This is a genomic window from Caballeronia sp. NK8 (genome assembly GCF_018408855.1).
GTDB lineage: Bacteria > Pseudomonadota > Gammaproteobacteria > Burkholderiales > Burkholderiaceae > Caballeronia.
On the sequence record NZ_AP024322.1, the window covers coordinates 63,795 to 80,018 of the forward strand.

At 64.4% G+C, this 16,224-nt stretch carries 14 protein-coding genes; 4 read left to right on the forward strand and 10 right to left on the reverse strand.

The window, feature by feature from the left end; translation table 11 throughout:
• Nucleotides 1-229 precede the first annotated feature (229 nt).
• Nucleotides 230-1,549 (forward strand): EAL domain-containing protein, encoded by a 1,320-nt coding sequence (locus tag NK8_RS00300; RefSeq protein ID WP_213226792.1) that lies wholly within the window; start codon nucleotides 230-232, stop codon nucleotides 1,547-1,549.
• Here NK8_RS00300 and NK8_RS00305 read toward each other — a convergent pair whose 3' ends face one another.
• On the reverse strand, nucleotides 1,550-5,128 hold the full coding sequence (locus NK8_RS00305; protein ID WP_213226793.1) for an indolepyruvate ferredoxin oxidoreductase family protein: 3,579 nt from the start codon (nucleotides 5,126-5,128) through the stop codon (nucleotides 1,550-1,552). It lies immediately after the preceding gene.
• A gap of 247 nt (nucleotides 5,129-5,375) precedes the next feature.
• Here NK8_RS00305 and NK8_RS00310 point away from each other — a divergent pair, with 247 nt between their 5' ends.
• Entirely contained in the window at nucleotides 5,376-6,026 is a 651-nt protein-coding gene (locus tag NK8_RS00310; protein WP_213226794.1) for a glutathione S-transferase family protein, read from the forward strand.
• Here the strand turns inward: NK8_RS00310 and NK8_RS00315 are convergent.
• From NK8_RS00315 to NK8_RS00355, 9 genes are all read right to left on the reverse strand, one after another.
• Nucleotides 6,023-6,268 (reverse strand): hypothetical protein, encoded by a 246-nt coding sequence (locus NK8_RS00315; protein ID WP_014190139.1) that lies wholly within the window; start codon nucleotides 6,266-6,268, stop codon nucleotides 6,023-6,025. The two genes, NK8_RS00310 and NK8_RS00315, sit on opposite strands and share 4 nt — an antisense overlap.
• A 12-nt stretch (nucleotides 6,269-6,280) precedes the next feature.
• Nucleotides 6,281-6,502, reverse strand: a complete 222-nt coding sequence (locus NK8_RS00320) for a hypothetical protein (protein ID WP_162064646.1) — start codon at nucleotides 6,500-6,502, stop codon at nucleotides 6,281-6,283.
• A gap of 65 nt (nucleotides 6,503-6,567) precedes the next feature.
• Entirely contained in the window at nucleotides 6,568-7,479 is a 912-nt protein-coding gene (locus NK8_RS00325) for a carbohydrate kinase (protein WP_213226795.1), read from the reverse strand.
• A gap of 5 nt (nucleotides 7,480-7,484) precedes the next feature.
• Nucleotides 7,485-8,738, reverse strand: a complete 1,254-nt coding sequence (locus tag NK8_RS00330; protein ID WP_162064648.1) for an AGE family epimerase/isomerase — start codon at nucleotides 8,736-8,738, stop codon at nucleotides 7,485-7,487.
• Entirely contained in the window at nucleotides 8,735-9,754 is a 1,020-nt protein-coding gene (locus NK8_RS00335) for a LacI family DNA-binding transcriptional regulator (RefSeq protein ID WP_162064649.1), read from the reverse strand. The genes NK8_RS00330 and NK8_RS00335 overlap by 4 nt, the downstream gene beginning before the upstream one ends.
• Nucleotides 9,755-9,958: 204 nt before the next feature.
• Complete coding sequence (locus NK8_RS00340) at nucleotides 9,959-10,573, reverse strand: class I SAM-dependent methyltransferase (protein WP_213226796.1); 615 nt, start codon at nucleotides 10,571-10,573, stop codon at nucleotides 9,959-9,961.
• Nucleotides 10,570-11,361, reverse strand: coding sequence for a PIG-L deacetylase family protein (locus tag NK8_RS00345; RefSeq protein ID WP_213226797.1), 792 nt, complete (start codon nucleotides 11,359-11,361; stop codon nucleotides 10,570-10,572). The genes NK8_RS00340 and NK8_RS00345 overlap by 4 nt, the downstream gene beginning before the upstream one ends.
• Nucleotides 11,349-12,386 carry an acyl-CoA dehydrogenase gene (locus NK8_RS00350; RefSeq protein WP_213226798.1) on the reverse strand — a complete coding sequence of 346 codons (1,038 nt, stop codon included), beginning with the start codon at nucleotides 12,384-12,386 and terminating at the stop codon, nucleotides 11,349-11,351. The genes NK8_RS00345 and NK8_RS00350 overlap by 13 nt, the downstream gene beginning before the upstream one ends.
• 297 nt (nucleotides 12,387-12,683) lie before the next feature.
• On the reverse strand, nucleotides 12,684-13,703 hold the full coding sequence (locus NK8_RS00355; RefSeq protein WP_162064653.1) for a bile acid:sodium symporter family protein: 1,020 nt from the start codon (nucleotides 13,701-13,703) through the stop codon (nucleotides 12,684-12,686).
• Nucleotides 13,704-14,210: 507 nt separating this feature from the next.
• Between NK8_RS00355 and NK8_RS00360 the strand changes: the two genes are divergently transcribed.
• Complete coding sequence (locus NK8_RS00360) at nucleotides 14,211-14,582, forward strand: hypothetical protein (protein ID WP_162064654.1); 372 nt, start codon at nucleotides 14,211-14,213, stop codon at nucleotides 14,580-14,582.
• Nucleotides 14,583-15,086: 504 nt separating this feature from the next.
• Entirely contained in the window at nucleotides 15,087-16,199 is a 1,113-nt protein-coding gene (locus tag NK8_RS00365) for a porin (RefSeq protein ID WP_162064655.1), read from the forward strand.
• Nucleotides 16,200-16,224: the final 25 nt, after the last annotated feature.

Sequence of the window (16,224 nt, forward strand, 5' to 3'; positions counted from 1 at the left end):
AACGCACCGCTAAGGTGCATATTGCACAGAAGATCGCCTGCCCACGGTGCACGCCACGGGCAAACCATCGACGAATCGTGCCACGTCGTGCGCATGGAGCTTGCTTTAGCGAAAGCTACGGGACATCCAGACTCCCGGCGAGATCATCGAGGGCTGTTATGAAAATGGTATGGGACCGATCCGGCGCGGGTCCGCAGGGCAAGGGGAAAGTTCAGACGGGGGCATCGTCATGGTGATCGCGAATCCCGAGAAAGCGACGATTTCCGCACGCAGTTTTGAACTCGGCGTGACGTCGGGGTTCGACCGCTATTCGGTCGAGCACGGCGACTGGACGCTGTCGAGCGTCTTTCAGCCGGTGTTCAGCCTGTCGCACATGCGCGCGGTCGGCTACGAGGGTTTGCTGCGCGCGCACGACGCGCTCGATCGCCCGGTGTCGCCGCTCGATGTGTTCGGGCAGGCATCGCGCGTCGGCGAAGCGTTGCAGATCGACCGCCTCGCGCAGGCGCTGCATCTCGAGAACTTCAAGATGCTCGGCGCGCAAACGGAATGGCTTTTTCTCAACGTTCATCCCGGCGCGCTGACCGAGCCGTATCACGCGGCCGCGCTGCTCGCGAATCTCAAGCGTCTCAACATCGAGCCGCGCCGCGTCGTGCTCGAAGTGCTCGAGCAGAGCGCGGAAGATATCGAGCGGCTCGCGCTCGCGGTGCAGCAGTTCCGCGATCACGGCTTTTTCATCGCGCTCGACGATTTCGGCGCGGGGCACACGAACATCGAACGGATCTGGCAACTCGATCCGGATATCGTCAAGCTCGATCGCGTGATGCTCTCGCACGCCGGCCACAACGTGCACGCGCCGCTGTCGGCGCGCTCGCTCAAGCAGCGGCAGAACATGGAGGCAGTGCTGTCGGGCATCGTGTCGCTGCTGCACGAAGCGGGCAAGCTCGTGCTGATCGAAGGCGTCGAGACCGAGCACGAAGCGCAACTCGCGCTCGCGAGCGGCGCGGATTTCGTACAGGGCTTTTTCTTCGCGCGGCCGCATCCGGGGCTGGCGGACGGCGCGCACGCGCAGACGGTCATCGGTGAGCTGACCGAGCGTTACCGCCTGCAGACCGAAGCGCGCGAGCGGCGCGTCGCGACGCGGCTGCAGCCGTATATCCGCGCGTTCGAGCGCGCGGCCGAGCGGCTCGCGGCGGGCGAGCCGCTCGAAGAAGTGTGCTGGAATTTCCTCGCGCTCGATAACGCCGCGCGCTGTTTCCTGCTCGATCAGAACGGCAGGCAGGCGGGCCGCAACGTCGTGCTGCGCGCCGACCGCGCCGCGCACGAGGCGCGCTTTCTGCCGCTCATGGACGCACAGGGCGCGAACTGGCTGCGCCGCCCGTACTTCCGCGCGGCGCTGGGCGACCCCGAGCGCGTGCATGTGACGAAGCCGTATCTGTCGATCAACGAAGCGATGCCATGCGTCACGCTCTCCGTGGAGACGCGCGCGCAAGGCAAGCGCTGCGTGCTGTGCGGCGACATCGACTGGTTGCCCGACGACGACATCGAATAACTATTTCGCCACGACGACTGGTATCCCCTTGAGCGACGATGCGCCCTTCATCGTGTCGATGGCGGCGCGTACCGCATCGCCCGTCGCCGCCTCGATGCCGATGCGCGCGGCGATGTCGCGTTCGCTGCGCTTGACCATCGCGACGTTCGCGAGCTTCACGTGACCGTAGCCGCGCACCTTCTCGAACAGCGCGGCGAGCGCTTGCGTGTCCTTTGCGTTGTCGGCACTCACGCGAGACAAAGCGCGCGTCATCGTGATTTCGAAGTCGTCGGCGAGCTGGCGTTCCATGCGTCGTTCGAGCGTCCGGCCGAAGACATCGAGCGCGGTGCCGCGCAGCGCGCGCATTTTCGCGAGGCCGCCGAACACCGGCCACATCCACTGGCCGAATACCTTCTTCTTCGGCGCGCCGCCGTTGGTCGAATGGGATAAGGCCGGCGGCGCGAGGTTGAACTTCACCTTATAGCTTTCACCCGCCGTGCCTTCGAACTGCGCGCCGAGCGCGGCGCGGAAGGCCGGGTCCGCGTGCAGGCGCGCGACTTCGTATTCGTCCTTCACCGCGAGCAGCTTGTAGAACGAAACCGCGATGGCCCGCGCGATGGCTTCGTTGCCAGCCGCCGCGTTCACCAGCTTGCGATAGCGCGCGACATACTTCGAACCGCCATAGGCAAGCAGACGTTCCTCGCGATCGCGGATCAGCTCGGGCAACGACATCCGGTCCATCACGACCCGTTTCGCCAGCACTTGCGCCGTCAGCGCTTCGAGCGCGGCCATGTCCGACGCCGCGAGACGGCCGATCGAAAACGCCAGCTTGTTCGCCGCGATCGCGACATTGTTCAGCTCGATCGCGCGCATCAACGCCGCGAGCGACAGCGGCACGAGCCCAAGCTGCCACGCGAAGCCGAGCATCAGGATGTTCGCGCCGATGGTGTCGCCGAGAAAGCGCTGCGCGAGCGCCTGCGCGTCGCAACTGCGCATGGCATCGCGCGCGTCGGGGCCGGCGGCGTGACGCATCTTGTCGAGCAGCGCATCCGCGTGAAGATTCGCTTCGGGGTTCTGCACGAAGCTCGCGTTCGGAATCGCGTGCGTGTTGACGACGATCTTCGTGCGATCGTGCCGCACCGTCTGCAACGCCTCCGGACTCGCGCCGACGACCATGTCGCACGCGAGCAGCAGATCGGCTTGCTGCGTGTCGATGCGCACCTGATTCAACAGCGCGTCGGTCGCGGCGAAGCGCACGAACGACAGCACCGAGCCGCCTTTCTGCGCGAAGCCCATGAAATCGAGCACCGACGCGCTCTTGCCTTCCAGATGCGCCGCCATGCTGATGAGCGCGCCGACCGTCACGACGCCCGTGCCGCCGACGCCCGTCACGAGAATGTCGTACGGCGCCTGGTCGAGATGGCACGGCGGCAGCGGAAGCGCATCGACGCGGCGCGCGAGCTCGGCCGGATCGAACGCGTGGCCTTCGGCCTTCTTCAGCTTCGCGCCTTCGACCGTGACGAAGCTCGGGCAGAAGCCGTTCACGCACGAATAGTCCTTGTTGCACGAAGACTGATCGATGCGGCGCTTGCGGCCCAGCTCCGTTTCGACCGGCTCGACGGAAAGGCAGTTCGACTGCACGCCGCAATCGCCGCAGCCTTCGCAGACAGCTTCGTTGATGAAGAGACGCTTGTCCGGATCGGGAAACTCGCCTTTCTTGCGGCGGCGGCGCTTTTCGGCGGCGCAGGTCTGATCGTAGATCAGCACGGTGACGCCCGGCGTGTCGCGCAGACGGCGCTGCACGTCGTCCAGTTCGCCGCGATGATGGAACGCCGTGCCGCGCGGAAACTGGTCTTCGTGACCTTGATACTTCTCGGGTTCGTCGCTGACGACGACGAGCAGCGCGATGCCTTCCGCTTCGACCTGCCGCGCGATCTGCGGCACCGAAATGCTGCCGTCGACGGGCTGGCCGCCCGTCATCGCGACGGCGTCGTTATAGAGAATCTTGTACGTGATGTTCGTTTTCGCGGCCACGGCCTGGCGAATCGCGAGAATGCCCGAATGGAAGTACGTGCCGTCGCCGAGATTCTGGAAGACGTGCGGCGTTTTCGTGAACATCGAATGCGACGCCCAGTCGACACCTTCGCCGCCCATCTGGATCAGACCGGTCGTGTCGCGCTCCATCCACGACGCCATGAAGTGACAGCCGATGCCCGCCTGCGCAACCGATCCTTCCGGCACCTTCGTCGACGTGTTGTGCGGGCAGCCCGAGCAGAAGTAGGGCGTGCGCTTCACCGCGTCGGCGACATTCGAGAGGATTTGCGGCGCGACCAGATCGACGACCTTGTCGCGGCGATCCAGCGCGGGCTTGTGACGCGCGAGCCATTGCGCGAACACCGGCAGCACGCGCGACGGACGAAGTTCGCCGAGCGCGCTCAGAAGCTGCGCGCCATCGCGCGCGTTCTTGCCGATCACGACCGGCCGCGCGCCGTCGACGCGGTTGTACAGGTGATCCTTGATCTGCTGCTCGATGACCGGTCCTTTCTCCTCGATCACGAGCACTTCGCTCAAACCTTCGACGAAGGTTTCCAGCCGCGTCGTTTCCAGCGGATACGACAGCCCGACCTTGTAGATACGCACGCCAGCGGCGTCGAGATCGTCGACGGTGAGTTCGAGGCGGCGCAGCGCTTCCATCAGATCGAGGTGCGCCTTGCCGCACGTCACGATGCCCACGTTCGCGCGCGGGCTCGGCGCGATCCACTTGTCGATGCTGTTCGCGCGCGCGAAGTGACGCACGGCGTCGATCTTCGCGGCGAGGCGCGCTTCGATCGTCAGGCTCGGCAGATCGGGCCAGCGGTTGTGGAGGCCGCCCGGCGGCGGCGTGAAATCGGCGGGCGCCTGCCAGTCGGTGCGGATCGCGTCGAGATCGACGGTCGAGCCGGATTCGACCGTCTCCGAAATTGCCTTGAAGCCGATCCACGCGCCCGAGAAACGCGACAGCGCCCAGCCGTAGAGGCCGAACTCCAGCATGTCCGCGACGTTCGACGGATTCACCACCGGCATGTGCCACGAGATCATCGTCTGGTCGCTCTGATGCGGCATCGACGAGGACACGCAGCCGTGGTCATCGCCTGCCACGACGAGCACGCCGCCATGCGGCGACGAGCCGTACGCGTTGCCGTGTTTGAGCGCGTCGCCCGCGCGATCGACGCCCGGGCCTTTGCCGTACCACATCGCGAACACGCCATCGACGGTGCGTTCTTCATCCGACTCCACGCGCTGCGTGCCGAGCACGGCGGTGCCGCCGAGTTCCTCGTTGATCGCGGGCAGAAAGCGCACGTCGTGCGAGGCGAGCAGTTTCTTCGCCTTCCACAATTGCTGATCGACCATGCCGAGCGGCGAGCCGCGATAGCCGCTGACGAAACCGGCGGTGTTCAGGTTCGCGGCGCGGTCGCGTTCGCGCTGCATCAACACGAGGCGCACGAGCGCCTGCGTACCGGTGAGGAAAATGCGGCCCTTGGTGGCGCTCAGGTTGTCGCTGAGCTGGTAATCCGACAGCGCGGGAGGAAAAAATGCATCGGCGGGGACGCGCGCGTTCATGAAATCTCCAGAGTCTTTTTTGATATGCGGGGCAATGCGACATTCTTTGCCGACAAATGCGGAAAGTTTTTGCGCACTCGCTTCGATTCCGCTCGCATCGGAAAGCAAAGCCCTGGTTTTTGGGATCGACGAGAGGAATTTTTCTCGGACAGGCGCGTCTACGCGTAAACCCGACGCTAACCGGCCCGCGTTTCGTGGGGATTTGGGGCTACCCTGAATGCATCGAAAGACAACGAAAACGACGCCGATGAAGCTCTTCTACTGGCCGAAGACGCGCGCCTTCCGCGCGCTGTGGATGCTCGAGGAAATGCGCGTGCCGTATCAGCTCGAATTCGTGAACATCCGCGCGGGCGCGCAGAACGATCCGAACTTTTGCCGCGTCAATCCGATGTCGAAGCTGCCCGCGCTCGAAGACGGCAGCGTGCGCGTGGCGGAATCGGGCGCGGTGCTGCTCTATCTCGCGGACCGCTATCCGGAAACCGCGCTCGGCGTGCCGCTCTCCGATCCGTCGCGCGGCCGCTTTCTGCAATGGATGTTTTTCACCGGCTCATGTCTCGAACCCGCGATGGCCGAACGCATGACCGGCGCGCAGGGCAACACCGTGAGTTTCGGATGGGGCGATTTGATGCGCGTCGAGCACGCGATCGAAAACGCGCTGGAAGAAGGTCCGTGGCTGCTCGGCGAGCAGTTCACCGCCGCCGATATTCTCGCGGCCAGCACGCTGCAGATCGCGTTCAAGGCGAAGCTGATCGAGCCGCAGGGCGTGCTGTTCGATTACGTCGAGCGCTCGCTCGCGCGTGAAGGCTACGAGCGTGCGTCAGCGATCGATCGTCGCGAGGCCGAGCGGCTCGCGCTCGGTATCCACGCGGGCATCGCGCGTTCGTCGGACGAAGTTTAGGGAAACGCGCGCGGCTTCGGAATGCCCGCACCGGCTTCGATGTCCGACACCGCGCGCTGATGCGCGAGTTCGACGGCTTCGGCCTTATCGGCGAGACCGTCATCGCCGCCGACGGTCGTCCACGGCTGCACGGCCTTGTCGTGATGACGGATTTCGTACTCCGCGTCCCAGCGCGAGCCCTGTAGTTCGACCGGCCTCACGTGGATGGCGTAGACGCCGTAAAGGAAGATCTGCTCCGGCATGATGTCCTCCGGCTAAAGTTCGATTTCTCCGAGGATGCGGTGCGCGAGCGCGCGCGCTTCGTTCAGCGCTTCTTCTTCGTTGCTTGAGGCGGCTTCCACTTCGTAGAGCGTCGAGTCGGCATCTTCGCCGTCGTCGCGCGCGAGCGAGACAAGACCCTGAAACTGACCGCCGTCGATGGCGCGTACGCCGATCGTCGCGGTATAGATGCCTTTCGTGTAGGTGGTGTCTTCCATGATGGATTCGCCTCCAGGCAAGGACGAACCCATGCTAGCACGCGGATATGTAACGCGTACGACGCTTATGCGAGCAACGCCTGCACCTCGTCCAGCGAAGGCGAGTGCGCGCCTGAGTGACGGCACGCCGCCGCGCCCGCCGCGAGCGCGAACTTCAGATGATCGGGCCACTCGCCGTGACGCGCCATCAGGCTGTAGAGCAATCCGCCGATGGACGCATCGCCCGCGCCGACCGTATCCGCCACTTCGACGCTCGGCGGGCGCGCGCTGTATTGCTGGTCGCCGGCGTAGAGCGTCGCCTGGCCCGAGCCGCGCGTGACGAGCACGGTGGCTTGTGGATTGATCGAGCGGATTTTCGCGAGCGCGTCCGCCTCGGGCATGCCCTTGAAGAGCATGTGCAGGTCCTCATCCGACACCTTGATGAGATCGGCGAGGCTCGCCATGTTGCGCAGGATCGGCTCGTAGCCGTGCTCCATCAGATTGCGATAGTTCGGATCGAAGCTGATCTTCACGCCGTGATCGCGCAATTGCCGGGCGAGCGCGGCAAGCGTCGCGCCGAGCGGCTGACGCACGAGGCTGATGCAGCCGAAATGCGCCCACTTCACGCGCTCCATCCAGCCTTGCGGCAGCCGCGACGGATCGAACGCCAGATCCGCGCCGTTTTCGCCCATGAAGTAGTAGGTCGGCGGCTGCGTCTTGTGGACGATCGCGAGCAGCGGCGGGCGCTCGACGCGCTGCATGAAGCGCATGTCGAGCCCCGATGCGACGCTCGCGTCCCACAGATCGTCGGAGAAATTGTCGGTGCCGAGCGAGCCGGCGCAGGCCGTCGGCAGGCCGAGCCGCGCCACCGCGCGCGCGACGTTCCAGCCCGCGCCGCCCGGACGCGAAAGCCAGCTCGACACGTCCGTGCGGATCATGTCGGTGAGAATGTCGCCGGCGGAGACGAATTGCGGGAAGGTGGTTTGCTCGCTTGCCATGCTTGTCACCGTTGAGTCGAGGTCGGGCCGAGCGCGTTCAGCACTTCGTAGCACGCGCCCATGGTGTGATAGTCGGTCTTGCCGGCGGGACTTTTCTCGTCGCCGTACTTGCGGTTGTCGCACGTGAGAATGCGATACCACGCGCCGTATTCGTGATCGACGAAGTGCGCCCAGCTATAGCGCCAGAGTTCGTCGTAGCAATCCCAGAAGCGCTCGCGGCCGGTGCGCGCCCCGAGCAGCGCCGCCGCCGCGAAACTTTCCGCCTGCACCCAGAAGTATTTGTCGTGGTCGCAGATGGTGTCGTCCGGGCCGAAACCGTAATAAAGGCCGCCGTGCCGGCTGTCCCACGCGCGGTTGAAACCCGCGTCGAAGAGTTCGGCCGCGCGCGGCGCGAGCCACGGCAGCGCGCGATGCCGCTCAAGGATCAGCAGCAGCTTCGCCCATTCGGTCTGGTGCCCCGGCTGAAAACCCCACGGGCGAAAGATGTTCGAGCTGTCCGATTCGTTGTAATGCCAGTCCACCGACCAGTCGCGATGAAAATGCTCCCACACGAGCCCGTTCGACAGCTTCGCCTGACGCAGCGTGATGTTGCCCGCGATGATCGACGCGCGATCCAGATAGATGACGTGGCCCGTTGCCTCATACGCGGCGAGCAGCGCCTCGGTCGCGTGCATGTTCGCGTTCTGTCCGCGATAGTCCGAAAGCTGCCAGTCGGCCGTGGCTTCGTCGGCGTAAAGGCCGGCGTCGGCGTCCCAGAAGCGCTTGTCCATCAGCGCGAAGGTTTCGTCGATCATCGGTCTGGCTTCGTCGATGCCCGCCATCGCCGCGTGCGCGCATGCGAGCAGCACGAAGGCCATGCCGTAGCAGTGGCGCGTGCCGTCGAGCGTGCGTTTCTGGCCGTCGCACCACTCGATTTCCCAGTCGTAGCCTTCGTTGGCGGCGTCCCAGTGCGCGTCGCGCAGAAATTCGAACGCGTGGCGCGCATCGTCCTGATAGCGCGCGTCGCCGAAATGGCGATACGCCATCGCGTAGTTGAAGACGAAGCGCGTGCTGCTGACGAGATGGCGCGTCGTGCGGTCGTAGACGCTGCCGTCGTCCTTGAAGAAATGAAAGAAGCCGCCGGACGGATCGCGCGCATTGGGCGCGTAGAAGGCGAGCGTGTCGCGCACGTGCGAGAGCAGGAAGTCGCGGCTGCGGAAATCGATCGCGCGTTCCACTGACACTTCTTCCGCGAGGGCAGGTGAGGCGGTCATGTTCATGGCGTGCTGATGTCCTGTTTCGTGCCCGAGCTCGCGCGAGGAACGAAATTGACGGCGACGAGCGTGTCGGCCTGGCTCGGCGGGCTCGATTGATCTTCCAGCAGCAACTCGACGCCGCGGCGTCCGAGCGCTTCCTTGTCGACGGTTACGGTCGACAGCGGCGGCGTGCTCTGCGCGGCGGCCGGAATGTCGTCGAAACCGACGAACGCGACATCGTCCGGCACGCGCAGCCCGTGCGCGAGACAGACGCGCATCGCGGCGAGGGCCGCTGCATCGTTATAGGCGAAAACTGCGTCGGGCAGCGGACTGGATTGCGCGCGGGCGTCGGCGATCAGGCGTTCCATCGCGTCGGCGGCGGCGAGATCGGCGGGCAGGCCCGGCTGCGTCATAATTTCGAGCGTCGGATCGAAGAGCAGGCCCGCGTCGAAATACGCCTTGCGATAGCCGAGCGCGCGCTGCGCGATGCTGTAATGCGCGAGCGACCCGCCGATGAACGCGATGCGCCGCCGCCCTTGGGCGAACAGATGCTGCATCGCGAGCGAGGCGCCTTTCATGTTGTCGATGTTGACGGAGCGAAAGCCCGGCGCGCGCAGGTCGATCAGCACGGTCGGGCGCGCGAGCGAATGCAGATGCGCGAGCAGTTCCGGCTCGACGAAGCCCGCCACCGCGATGGCGTCGGGCGCGTGCAGACGCATCTGCTGCGCGAGGTCCTGGGTCGGGCCGGCGCTCAGCACCGACGGCACGAGCCGGCGCTCGCGGCACGCTTCTTCGAAGCCATTCAGCACATGCGAAAAAAACGGGCTGAGGGCGAAGTTGTTGTGCTGCCGATGCAGCAGAAAGGTCACGCGGCGAATGCGCGTGCGCAATTGCGCCGGGTCGTAACCGAGCTGCTGCGCCACTTCGACGACGCGCACGCGCGTCGCTTCGGACAAGCCGGGTTGATTCTTGAGCGCGCGCGACACCGTCCCTATCGAGACGCTTGCCGCCCGCGCGACATCGCGAATGGTGGTGGCCATCGTGGTGTTCTCTGTCTCCGCCTGGTTCCGGCTGTTTTTCGGGCGTACGCGCTGTTTATCGCGCTGACCCGATTCGCTTGTTCAGAGCGATTGTATAGTAAAACATCTCGAAAACAGTCCCGGAAGGGATTGGAGAAAACCAGTAGAGCCTTGTTGTATATGAGATTCCTTGCGATTTGTTTGTTTAGTAAATAACGCAAAACATCAGCCTGAGCTTTCGCGGTCGTGGATCGAGCGCTTGTCGGGCGTCCAGACGTCGAGGACGAGATCGTCGTCCCAATAGTGGCCGAGCACTGGCATGCCCATCCGGCCGCGCAGCCTGGCGTGCACTTCGTCGCCGGTCTGACTCCAGCCTTCGATCGGTCGGCGCCAATGACACGCGACGACCGCGCCGCCGCGCGACAGAGTCTGATGTATGTGCTCGACGATATGCCATAGCTGCGGCTCGTCAAGGTAATAACCGATCTCGCTGATCACGACGAGATCGAACTTGCCGCTTGGCCAGACATCGGGCAACAGCATCTGCTCGACCTTCACGTTCGGGCAGTGCGCGACGCGCTGCCGCGAGAGCGCTACAGCTTCCGCGGCGATGTCTGTCGCGATCAGTTCGTCGCAGCGCGACGCCAGCAGCGCGGTCAGCTCGCCGTTGCCGCAGCCGGGCTCGAACGCACGCGCGTAGCGCTCGTGCGGAAGCGCGGCGAGCATGAGCGCGCGCTTGCGCCGCTCATACCAGCGGTTTCTGATCTTCCAGGGATCTTCATTTTCTCGATACAGATCATCGAAGTACTGCTTAGTATCGTTATTGATGTTGTTGTTCATATGAGTACGACTTCGAAAGGCCGAGTCAGCCGGGCCAGCACATGCTCGGGCAGCACTGGTGCCTGACCAGTTGCGGTGTCGGGTTCGAGCTGGCTTCGAAACGCCTGCACGGCCCGAAGCTTCCGGGCATGCGTGGCGCCGTCCAGAACGATGCGTCGGGCACGGCTCCATGGCACGCGCGTATCGTCGGGAGACGCCCAATGCCAGGTCCAGAGGGGCACTTCGACGCAGGGCAGATCGAGTGCCTGTGCCGCAGAGTGAACAGCGCGCCCGGCGGCCTCATGGTCGGGGTGCCCATCATAGCGCCAAGTCGTGAAAACGATATCGCCTGGTTGGAGATAAGCCGATAGCAATCCTGACAAACTTGCCTCGATGTGGCCCGGGTCGCCATCCTGAAGGCCGAGCCTGACCACCTGTACCTGACGCAAATGCAGCCTTTGCAGTGCCGCCCGCGTTTCCTGCGGACGCACGCGTGCAAGGCGTTCCGGCGGCCATTCGGTCGAATTCGGATGGCTCGCGGTGCCGTCCGTGACCGCGATGACGAGCAGATTCCGGCTTATTTCCGAGAGAAGCGCGAGCAGTCCTCCGGTGCCGAGCACTTCGTCGTCGGGGTGTGGCGCAACTACGACAGCCCGCCCGCCGAGCGGCACGAGTTCGGACGGCGCGACTTCGGGCAGCGCATTGAGACGCGCCCATCCCTGCCATTCCGACTCGGGCGTGCCTTCGCCGAAAATGGCGCGGTCCACGGCCGTTTCACCGGGCGGCCCACGCGTGATCAGATTTGCCATGAAGTCCCTTCCTCCTCTATGACGCGCTCGGCGAGCGAACTTTCGTCCCGCTCGGCGTGGCTTTGTCGAATGAATACCGGCAGATCTGCCATGAGTTGCGCGAAATGCGCGTCGCGGCACAGCGGGCCCGCGCCCAGTGCACGGCCAGCGCGCTCGACGACGAGCGCCGCCGCCTGTTCCGCGGCGAGGCGGGCGCGCATCGTGGCCACCATGGCATCGGCGCGCGGCTCGCGGTCGATGAACGCCGCCGTCTCGCGCAACAGCGCGGCCGTGGCGGACAGTGTCGTGTCGATGGCGCCGAGATGCGCGAGCTTATGCGGTCCTGCCCGATGCCTCGCGTCACGCGCGACGAATGCCGCGACGCCCGCCGCCGCGCCGAACCAGCACGCGGCGATGCCCGCGCCGCCCTGCCAGAAGCCGGGCCGTTCGAGATACGCGCGCGGTGCGCCGATCCGGCGCGCGGCCACGCGCTCGAAATGCACGTCGACGCTCGCGCTCGCCTTCATGCCGACGGCCTGCCAGCCGGCGTCCGTGATCCGCACGCCGTCCTGATTCAGGTCGATGGCGGCGAGCACCGGTTCATCGCGGTCGTTCCAGGCGGTCACGAGCGCATGCGTGACCGACGCCGCGCCGGAACACCACGCCTTGGTGCCCTGAAGCAGCAGAGTCTGTGATTCGGGATCGCCCAACGCTGTCAGCCTCGCGCTCGGCGGCTCGGCCGCCCACACCGCCCACGCACTGCTTTCGTCCGCGTGCGCCGCGTCGAGTTCGGCAAGGATCGCGAGCGCGTCCGTGTGACCTTCGTAGAGCTTGACCAGCGAAAGATCGAATGCGGCTACCGCTCCGAGCGCGCGCCAGCGCTCAGGCGTGTTGCCGTGGCCGGGCAAGGGCAGGCGGTCGAGACCGGCGTCGATCAGCGCACGCAGCGCGCGTCCGGCGTCCTCCGGGCTGCCGCGTTGAAACGGCATTTCGCTGAGAAAGGCGCGCAACGCTGATGATGTAGCGTGATGGTCGACTCGGTTCATCGTTGTCGCCTCGATAGTGTCCGCATGCTCGTCGTGAGTCCGTTTCTGGCCGCTGTCGGACAAGAGTGTGGCAAGGGACATGCCCGGACGTCACTTGGCGCAACGGCTTAGTCCAAAGCGTCGGACGCGCGGCAGTTCACGTCCGTCGATCGATGCGAAATGTCAGGTGTTACGGCCTATGCCGTTCGGCCGAATCGACGCCTGCGCGCGGCCCGGTTCAAATGACACAAAGGCCGCGCGAGGCGGCCTTTGCTGGAACACAATGGAGAACGATGCTGAAGCAGCAGACGCCGCCAGTCAGCGACGCGCGGGCGCGCCGACGCTCTTGCCCTCGCGCGCAGGTTCGGGCGCGGTCTTGCGCGCGCCCCAGCGCTGCGCGAGCACGGCGCACACCATGAGCTGGATCTGATGGAACAGCATGAGCGGTAGCACCACTGCGCCGACCGCGTGCGACGCGAAGATCACCTTCGCCATCGGAATGCCGGAGGCGAGGCTTTTCTTCGAGCCGCAGAAGATGATCGTGATCTGATCCGCGCGGGAAAAGCCGAGACGTTTGGCCGTGAACGCGGTGATGAAGAGCGCCGCCGCCAGCAGCAGGATGTTGACGGCGAGCAGCCCCGCGAGCGTCGACAGCGAGATGGAGTGCCAGATGCCTTCGTTCACGGCCTCGCTGAACGCCACGTACACGACGAGCAGGATCGAGCCCTGATCGACGAATTTGAGCATCGCGCGATGCTTGTCGATCCATTTGCCGATGGCCGGCCGCAGCAGTTGCCCGGCGATGAACGGCACGAGCAGTTGCAGCGTGATATTGCCGACGGTGTGCCACGGCGAGCCGGTCGTCGCGCCATGGTTGCTCACGACGATCCCGACCAGCGCCGGCGTGATGAAGATGCCGAGCAGGCTCGACGCGGACGCGCTGCACACGGCCGCCGGCACGTTGCCCTTGGCCATCGACGTGAACGCAATCGACGACTGCACCGTGGACGGCAGCGTGCAGAGGAACAGAATGCCGGTGTAGAGCGCGGGCGTGACGAGCGGCGTCAGTACCGGCTTGAGGGCAAGCCCCAGCAACGGAAAGAGGGCGAACGTGCTGAGCAGCACGACGAGGTGCAGCCGCCAGTGCGTCGCGCCCGCGACAATCGCCTCGCGGGAAAGCTTTGCGCCGTGCAGGAAGAACAGCAGCCCGATGGCGAAATTGGTGATCCAGTTGAACGCCACCGCCGCGCTGCCGCGGCACGGCAGGAAGCTCGCGATGATGACCGTGCCGACGAGCGCCAGCGTGAAATTGTCGGGAAGAAGTTTGGGCCGTGCCATCAAAGGATCTCGTACCTGGACATGCCGGGAAGGGTGCCCGGCCTTTTCAGCGTCAAGTCAGGAAAAACCATGATTTTCCCCCGTACCCGATTAAATCGTCAAATTCATTTGCCAGATCGATTGATTCCCAACGCGCATGAAATCGTTGCAGGCAGAAGGGACGAAGCAGCAACTTCTGGGCCGCGTAGACGTCGATTTGACGGCGCCGATAATTGTCTGGCCAGCACGATTTTCGTCACATGATTGGTCATCCGAAACGGTTGGCCGAAGGGAAAAAACTCTGACGTAACACGGTGTTACAACCATCGAGCAGGCCTAACACTTTTTGGCTCGACTGCCGCCGCAAGCCCCAATAAATTGTTGGATACACCGGTCGGCGGGTTTTTGCATCACATCGATGCCCTCACCCGAATGCTCCGACTTTCGGCCGGTCGTCCGCCTGAATCGTCAGCCCCTCGCTTTCGATGTCACGGACGCGGATATCGGTCGGACGCAGGCAGTTTGGACATGGCGCTCATTGGCTTTCGCAAGACTACCCGGCTTTTCGTAACCGCAGCGCTCGGCGCGTTGACGGTGGCGGGTTCGCTCGCGCTTGCGGGGCCGCGTGTCGAGTGGTTGTCGCCGTCGGCGGTGTTCAGCGACTCGGCCGACAGCAGGCAATCCCTGCACTACACACCGGTCGCCGCCAAAGACGGCCTCACGCCCGTGAGCGCCGAAGTGCGTCCCGGCACGCGCGCAGAACAGGCCACGCCCATGCGCGGTTCCGGTTCCATCCGTGCCGACATCACGCGCTACAACGAAGAACGCAGCCTGCCGCGCCAGCCCGGACGTCCGGCGGACGATGGCCGCACACCCGCCACCGCGAGTTACCGCAACTGAATCGCCGCCCTGGCGACTCCCGCCGCTTCGCGTCGCTATTGCGCACGAATCAAAAAAATATCGGCGCGTCTAGTTTCGCTTTCCCGATGACGTAATCACGCCACAGTCACACACCGAATTTCTTCAAGACATTCCGCTCTTTTTTCCGCGCAAGGACAATGCGCCCTGCGCGGATAAATCTCGTTTTCCCAATGTTTCGAATGGCTTTCGACGCTCGAAGAAGCGCGTCGGTACTCGCTGTGCGTCGCGCCGGTCATCGAGCTGAATCTCATGAGCGCGTGGCGACACGCGCTTTTCCTTATGCGCGATCTGCCCGAAGTATCCGAACCGCTATACCCGTAATAACCAAAAACATTTTTGACCGGAAAAATGGTCCGTAAAGATGGTGCCGCTCCACACGTGTTGCCACTCTCGCCCACAAAACCGTTATGCCGGTCAGACGAGGCGAGTGCCACGCCCCTCGCCCGCCAAGCTTTCAATTTTCGACAAAAGACAGGAGAGTTCATGAAGTCAACCGTCAACCGTGCGCCGAAGACTACGGTGAAAGCAACGGTCAAGGCCACCGCAGTCGCCGCAGCGATGCTCGGCCTCTTCAGCGCGGGCGCGGCACACGCGCAATCGAGCGTTTCGCTGTACGGGCAGGTCGACGAATGGGTCGGCGCCACCAAATTCCCGGGCAGCGATCGCGCGTGGAACGTGAGCGGCGGCGGCATGTCGACGTCTTACTGGGGCTTGAAGGGCGCCGAGGATCTCGGCGGCGGCTACAAGGCCATCTTCACGTTGGAAAGCTTCTTCCGCGCGCAGAACGGCCAGTACGGGCGCTTCCAGGGCGACACCTTCTTTGCGCGCAACTCGTACGTCGGCATTCAAGGTCCGATCGGCACGTTCACGACGGGCCGCCTGACGACGCAACTCTTCGTCTCGACGATTCTCTTCAACCCGTTCGTCGACTCGTACGTCTTCTCGCCGATGGTCTATCACGTGTTCCTCGGCGCGGGCACGTTCCCGACGTACCGGACGGATCAGGGCGTGATCGGCGATTCGGGCTGGAACAACTCGGTGCAGTACACGTCGCCTGACTTCAACGGTCTGTCGGGCAGCGTCATGTACAGCTTCGGCAACAACGCCGGCGACGGCCGCTCGAAGAAGTACAGCGCGCAGTTCCTGTACTTCCACGGCCCGTTCGCGGCGACCGGCGTCTATCAGTACGTGAACTTCAACAACACGCCGGGCGACCTGACCTCGGTGGATGGTTTCGCCACGCCCGGCTACAAGAGCCAGAGCGTCGGGCAACTGGGCGCGTCGTACGATCTGAAGTACGTCAAGTTCTTCGCGCAGTACATGTACACGAAGAACGACTACGAAGGTCCGGGCACCTTCCACGTCAATACCGGTCAAGGCGGCGTGACCGTGCCGCTCGGCCCGGGCACGGTGATGGCGTCGTACGCATACTCGCGCAGCAACGGCGGCCTCGACCAGACGCACAAGAGCTGGGCGCTCGGCTACGACTATCCGCTGTCCAAGCGCACGGACGTCTACGCGGCGTACCTCAACGACAAGTACACGAACCTGTCCTCGGGCGATACCTTCGGCGTCGGCATCCGCGCGAAGTTCTAAGAAACGCGTTCGCCCAAACAAGAAC

Bases quoted from the DNA above. Each gene is read 5' to 3' on its own strand.
- NK8_RS00300 (WP_213226792.1), top strand. From the start codon at position 230: ATGGTGATCGCGAATCCCGAGAAAGCGACGATTTCCGCACGCAGTTTT.
- NK8_RS00305 (WP_213226793.1), bottom strand. From the start codon at position 5,128: ATGAACGCGCGCGTCCCCGCCGATGCATTTTTTCCTCCCGCGCTGTCG.
- NK8_RS00310 (WP_213226794.1), top strand. From the start codon at position 5,376: ATGAAGCTCTTCTACTGGCCGAAGACGCGCGCCTTCCGCGCGCTGTGG.
- NK8_RS00315 (WP_014190139.1), bottom strand. From the start codon at position 6,268: ATGCCGGAGCAGATCTTCCTTTACGGCGTCTACGCCATCCACGTGAGG.
- NK8_RS00320 (WP_162064646.1), bottom strand. From the start codon at position 6,502: ATGGAAGACACCACCTACACGAAAGGCATCTATACCGCGACGATCGGC.
- NK8_RS00325 (WP_213226795.1), bottom strand. From the start codon at position 7,479: ATGGCAAGCGAGCAAACCACCTTCCCGCAATTCGTCTCCGCCGGCGAC.
- NK8_RS00330 (WP_162064648.1), bottom strand. From the start codon at position 8,738: ATGAACATGACCGCCTCACCTGCCCTCGCGGAAGAAGTGTCAGTGGAA.
- NK8_RS00335 (WP_162064649.1), bottom strand. From the start codon at position 9,754: ATGGCCACCACCATTCGCGATGTCGCGCGGGCGGCAAGCGTCTCGATA.
- NK8_RS00340 (WP_213226796.1), bottom strand. From the start codon at position 10,573: ATGAACAACAACATCAATAACGATACTAAGCAGTACTTCGATGATCTG.
- NK8_RS00345 (WP_213226797.1), bottom strand. From the start codon at position 11,361: ATGGCAAATCTGATCACGCGTGGGCCGCCCGGTGAAACGGCCGTGGAC.
- NK8_RS00350 (WP_213226798.1), bottom strand. From the start codon at position 12,386: ATGAACCGAGTCGACCATCACGCTACATCATCAGCGTTGCGCGCCTTT.
- NK8_RS00355 (WP_162064653.1), bottom strand. From the start codon at position 13,703: ATGGCACGGCCCAAACTTCTTCCCGACAATTTCACGCTGGCGCTCGTC.
- NK8_RS00360 (WP_162064654.1), top strand. From the start codon at position 14,211: ATGGCGCTCATTGGCTTTCGCAAGACTACCCGGCTTTTCGTAACCGCA.
- NK8_RS00365 (WP_162064655.1), top strand. From the start codon at position 15,087: ATGAAGTCAACCGTCAACCGTGCGCCGAAGACTACGGTGAAAGCAACG.